Origin of the sequence: Niallia taxi (assembly GCF_004005475.1) — a bacterium.
In the GTDB taxonomy this organism is placed as follows: Bacteria; Bacillota; Bacilli; order Bacillales; family Cytobacillaceae; genus Niallia; species Niallia taxi.
On sequence record NZ_RZTZ01000041.1, the window covers coordinates 1 to 5423 of the forward strand.

Below are 5423 nucleotides of genomic sequence, written 5' to 3' on the forward strand. Positions count from 1 at the left end.
GCTTGTGCAAATAAACTTTTACACTGGATATATGCACTGTTGAAAAACAAATCTACTTTCCAAGATATAGCGTAATTAAAAAGGAAAACCAATGTGACCAAAACTTTCCAAATAGTGAAATTGGAAGGTTATTTGGTATGCATAAATTTAGTATAACATGAAAGATTTAAAGATTTTATTGAAAGATATTGACAAACTATTAGCTGGTTTAGTTTAAGTATATTTCCTCACAAACTTGTCTCTTTATCACTTAACTTACGAAAGGCTGCAATAAATATTTGAAACAGAGTAACCATTTCATCATCTAAAAGAGTTGGTAGTGTTCTCACAATAACCAAAGCTGACGTTTTTAGTTTCAATCAAGTTGCTTAGAAAATAATCATAGTAACTTAAAAACCGCCAGATTTACTGAAATCAGTTTATATAGTTTTTAAGTAATGTTTCAAATTTCCACATATTCCAAGATGACATGTGCTGTTTCATTTGGGTGACTTAGTGGAAAATGATGCCCATATGGAAGCCTCTTGACTTCCCCCAGATTGATAGGGATCTGGTAAGCCTTATCCTGATCACCCCAAATAATTTCAAAATTACTTTTTGCACTACCGTTCATCTCTTTTTCTTCCTTACTCGATGACCATTCATCCAATAAAACGGTCGAATTTAAAATTCTAGGGGAGGTAAAGCTATGTTTAACTTTTGCAATATAGTGAACAGGAATTTGCTCAGCGATGGCGAACAATCCTGTTTCCAAGCAATATTTTTCTAACCGACTAATACTTGCTGTCTTTAAAGCCCACTTTTTTATAAGCATTGGAACTTCAGTCGTAACCTTCTTCATCACAGGCGGTTGAAGTAGTGTGATAGAATCCTCTGGACGAAAATAATTATCTTTGTGTGCAGCTATTAACACAAGTGCACCAAATGAATGACCAATAAAGTGAGCACCTTCCACAACCTGCGACAATAAATATTTAACTGTTTGAAGCAAAGCAGTCATCATAGATTTTTCCTTTTGAAAAGGTGAACGTCCTAAACCAGGCAAATCAACAATCCACACAGGTCGACCTGTTTTTTCATGTAACTGAATCCCTAGTGGAAATAAATCTTCTCCATCACTTAATAATCCATGGAACAAGATAAATGGCTTTCCTTCTCCGCTTGTTTGATAAACAACAACATTACCGATAAGTACTCTATTAAATCTGGAATCTAATTGCTGATGGGGATACGTTATTCGATAATCTATATCTGCGATTACAGCTGGTAAAAAGTTCTTTACACTTGTCGTCCGGAACCAATCTGGTCCCATTACTTCTTTCACCTTGGCATTTGAGAAGTCTTTATTCGTTAAGAAGTTTAAACTATCTGCTGGAATTCCAGTTATTTTACTTCCGCCGCTATTCAGTAATAATTTCATAATCTGTATTGGAATAGCCTTAGTAGGTGCCTTTACATTCAAACTTTCCGCCATGATACGAAGTAATTCAGATACATTTAGATCCATTTGACGGTCTGGGACGAGTGTATATGTATGGCTCTTCGGCTGCTTTTGATTTAAAATTCGGACAATAAATTTTGCTAATGCATCATTTGCAATCAGTGGAAGTCGATAATTCCCCCCACCAGGAACAACAGGCATAAGACCTTTACGCATACTTTTTACCAGCAACCCTAATCCATCCACCTGTTCTGTACTCCCAGTCTGACTAGGACCAACAACTGTAGGGGGATTAATTACCGAAATAGGATAACCTACTTTTTTTGCCTGTTGCCGCATATAGAGATCAGCTAAAAATTTTGTACGTTCGTAATGATTTTTTATTTCTAATTCGTATGCATTTTGAAATACATTAATATCTATATCGCTGTTGTCATCATTAAATGGACTCATGTACCCTACTACATGGATAAAATGTTCTAAACCTTTTGTTACATGTATGCTTTCAGCAATTTCACTCACATATTTTGCACCGTTTAAAAACGCTGACGTCGCTTGTTTTTCAGAGATACTAATATCCATAGGTCCACCTGCATGAATGATTACATCACTTTTCTTTACTTGTTGCAGGTCCTCTTCTTGTAATCCTAACCCTTCCTTAGTTAAATCACCTTCTACAAATTGCAATAGATTTCTGTGTAGGTACCCGCTTTCTTCAAACAACTTGATTGCTTTACTTTTAGACCTTACCAACAGGAAAATCTCGACCTGCTCAGTTGCTATTTGTTGCAATAATTGCTTACCAATAAAACCAGTTCCACCTATTAATAAAATTCTTTTCACCATTCACCCTCCATTTTAGTACTAATCAGTCCTAATATTTTGTAAAAAAAATTGCCTCTTTAATGAAGCAATTTCATAAATTGTTGAGCTGTTTTTGTAATGATTGTTGCATCCTTTTGCGTTTCTGCAATAAATAACGCGCCTTCCAAATTGGTAATAAATAATGAGGCTATTTCTTCCGGCTGGATTGCCTTTCGAAATTCCCCTCTTTCGACTCCTTGAGCAATAAGCAAACTGACCTTTGATTGCAATTCGGCAAAAAACAAGCCAATTCTTTCTTTCAGTTGGGTAGCTTGTGCCGGGCTTTGAATTGCCAGTGTAATAAATGGACAACTTCCTTTAAACTCCCTCACTTGCACACCTTGTGCTAATTGCATTAAAAACATGGTCACTCTTTGCTCGACCGAAAGTTGTTGCTGGTTTATCACCTCTTCTATTGCAAAATGGTACTTAGCAATCCAATAATCAACCACAGCTTCTAATAATTCTTCTTTGTTCGAGAAATGATAATACACATTTGACTTGGACACTTTACTGACTCGGACCAATTCATCCATGCTTGTGTATGCAAATCCCTTTTCTAAAAATAAAATCGCTGCTACTTCAATGACATGCTTTCGATTCATTAATTTATTCTTCATCATATTTAGTACTATATAGTACTAATAGATATTTTTCAAGGAAAATCGGTGAAGGTAGGAAATAATTTATAGCCCACCCAAAAAAACTAATCATTAATAGCTGCTGAAACGATTATTGAACAAATCCCTTATATAAATACAAACATTGTAAATACAGATAAGATTTTACTAGTTCAAAATGCAGAATCGGCTATCAAAATGGTGGCTGATGGTATTGAGATTAATTCTGAATATATCTTGGATACCTTAGCAAAAGTATACTCAAAACTTCCTATCACCCTTCCATATCATTTGATATTTAGATTTTTGCAAACGATCTAGACAATTTAACACCTGTTATACTAGAATTTGTTCGTTTAATAAAGGAAAATTCATAGGTTGCTACTGTTAACAAGTAGTATTAAGAATGTTTGATTTCCGCTAGTAAGTTTTTCTAAAGGAATGTAACACTAAAATTAAATGCAAGTTTCTACACACTGAAAAAAATAAAAAAAGCATTGTCTCTTGACAGTGCTTTTTATTTACATATGCAAACTCTTTTATTCTTCTTTCACTATACTGCCACGATTGTGATAAAAGAAATAGGGAATACCTAACAGTTTTATACTTTTTCTAATATTTTTTCATCTTTCATTAATTCTTAGCAAAATAAAACACAACTACCAAAGGTAACTGTGTTTTATTAAAGTTAATTACTCTTCTCTATAGTGTCTTTCAACAACTATTACTTAAATATAAAAACTTATTGGTAGTCTGCCGTTACTGTAGTTTCCTTCCATTCTTCAATAGCATTAAGTAGATTTGTAAATTTATGAGTAGCTACTTGATAAGCCATTTTACCTAACAATAATCGAAGTGGTGGATTAGGTGATTCAACAATAGTAATGATAGCTTCTGCTGCCTTTTTTGGATTACCTGCCTCATTTCCGCTACCAGATTCAGCTACTTGTATCATTTTACCTACCGTATCTGCATAGAGTTGAGATTCTGTTTTTACAGAGGATCGGCCAGCCCAATCAGTTCGAAAACCACTGGGCTCAACTAATGAGACTTTAATATTAAAGGGTGCAAGCTCTTGAGCAAGACTTTCCGAAATACCCTCTACAGCATATTTTGTAGCATGATAGTATCCAAGAGCAGGAAATGATGCTAGACCTCCAATAGAAGAAAAGTTAATGATATGGCCAGAATGTTGACTTCTCATTAATGGGAGAACTTCGTTGGTCATATTCATCAATCCCCAGAAGTTAATTTCAAACATTTTACGTGTCTCATCTTCTAAACTTTCCTCAACAGAACTAAAATAACCTATACCTGCATTATTCACTAATACATCGATGCTTCCAAAAGCTTCCACACTTTTCTCCAATGCAACTTTTACTTGATTTTTGTCTGTTACGTCTAAAGGTAATACTAATACGTTTTTCTCGTTCATATCCTTTAATTCACTAAGTGTTTCAGGGTTTCTTGCTGTTACAACTACCTTATAACCTGAGTTTATAACACTTTTTGCGATTTCTCTACCAAATCCTGTTGAACAACCAGTAATTAACCAAACTTTATCTTTTATACTCATACTATTCACTCCTTTAAATTATATAATAGTAGCATACAACTTGAAGTGAACTTTAAGTCAACAATTAAATTTTAAATGAGAAAGTCTTTTGGATTTTTGCCACGAACCATCACATCATATATAGCCATTTTTCTATTTATCTTTTCAAGGTGCTTTAATGTCTGATCCATCTTCTTTTCAACAGATTCTTTGTGGGTAAGAAGGATACTTCTTCTTACTTCTAACGTTTTATCTCCTTGTTTTACAAGATCTACATAGCGTTTTATTTCTTCCATCGACATTCCGGTATCCCTTAATGCAATGACTAGTTGTAACCATTCTAATTCTTCTTCAGTATATTTTCTTCTTCCTCCATTATCTCTATGTATTTTAGGAAGTATTCCTTCTTTTTCATAATATCTTAAAGTAGATGAAGGCAGTCCATACATACTTTCTACCTCTTTAATAGAATACATAATAAATCTCCTTTGAAGTTAAAGTCTACTTTAAGATTATACTTTAAACGTATGTATATGTCTTCTGTCTTCTGTCTTCTGTCTTCTTATTCCACTAGTCGAGTAGAAGAGAGCCTTTCTACCTTACGGTAAATTGTACTCTCCCCCCTCACAGAACCGTGCTTGCGCAATTAACGCACACGGCTCCTCCTAATTATCTTTTACAGAATATAGCTAATCTCTTTTCTTAATTCATAAATGTTTACTTTAATTCTTGGAGTTGGAAGTGGAAACTTCTTTAGAAAGAGTCTAAATTTATCCCAGGTAAAGGATTTCCTCTGACTTCTTCTATTTAGCCATTTATATAGTAGTTCTTCAATCTTCTCTTTAAATCCGTTCACAGTTTGCGTATTGTCTGTAATGCAGTAATAGTTGTAATAACCTATAAGTGACCTTTTAAATCTATCCATAATTAAATGAATAGATTT

At 34.0% G+C, this 5423-nt stretch carries 5 protein-coding genes; all 5 read right to left on the reverse strand.

From position 1 onward, the window contains the following. Window positions 1-442: 442 nt before the first annotated feature. On the reverse strand, window positions 443-2284 hold the full coding sequence (locus tag EM808_RS28210) for an alpha/beta fold hydrolase (RefSeq protein WP_127743117.1): 1842 nt from the start codon (window positions 2282-2284) through the stop codon (window positions 443-445). Window positions 2285-2343: 59 nt separating this feature from the next. Beyond that, on the reverse strand, window positions 2344-2910 hold the full coding sequence (locus tag EM808_RS28215; protein WP_127743111.1) for a TetR/AcrR family transcriptional regulator: 567 nt from the start codon (window positions 2908-2910) through the stop codon (window positions 2344-2346). Between the two features lie 757 nt (window positions 2911-3667). Then, complete coding sequence (locus EM808_RS28220; protein ID WP_127743113.1) at window positions 3668-4501, reverse strand: oxidoreductase; 834 nt, start codon at window positions 4499-4501, stop codon at window positions 3668-3670. A 71-nt stretch (window positions 4502-4572) separates the two neighbouring features. Next, complete coding sequence (locus EM808_RS28225) at window positions 4573-4956, reverse strand: MerR family transcriptional regulator (protein ID WP_127743115.1); 384 nt, start codon at window positions 4954-4956, stop codon at window positions 4573-4575. Between the two features lie 200 nt (window positions 4957-5156). After that, the coding region (locus EM808_RS28230) for a group II intron maturase-specific domain-containing protein (RefSeq protein WP_328590396.1) at window positions 5157-5423 on the reverse strand (267 nt) is incomplete at its 5' end.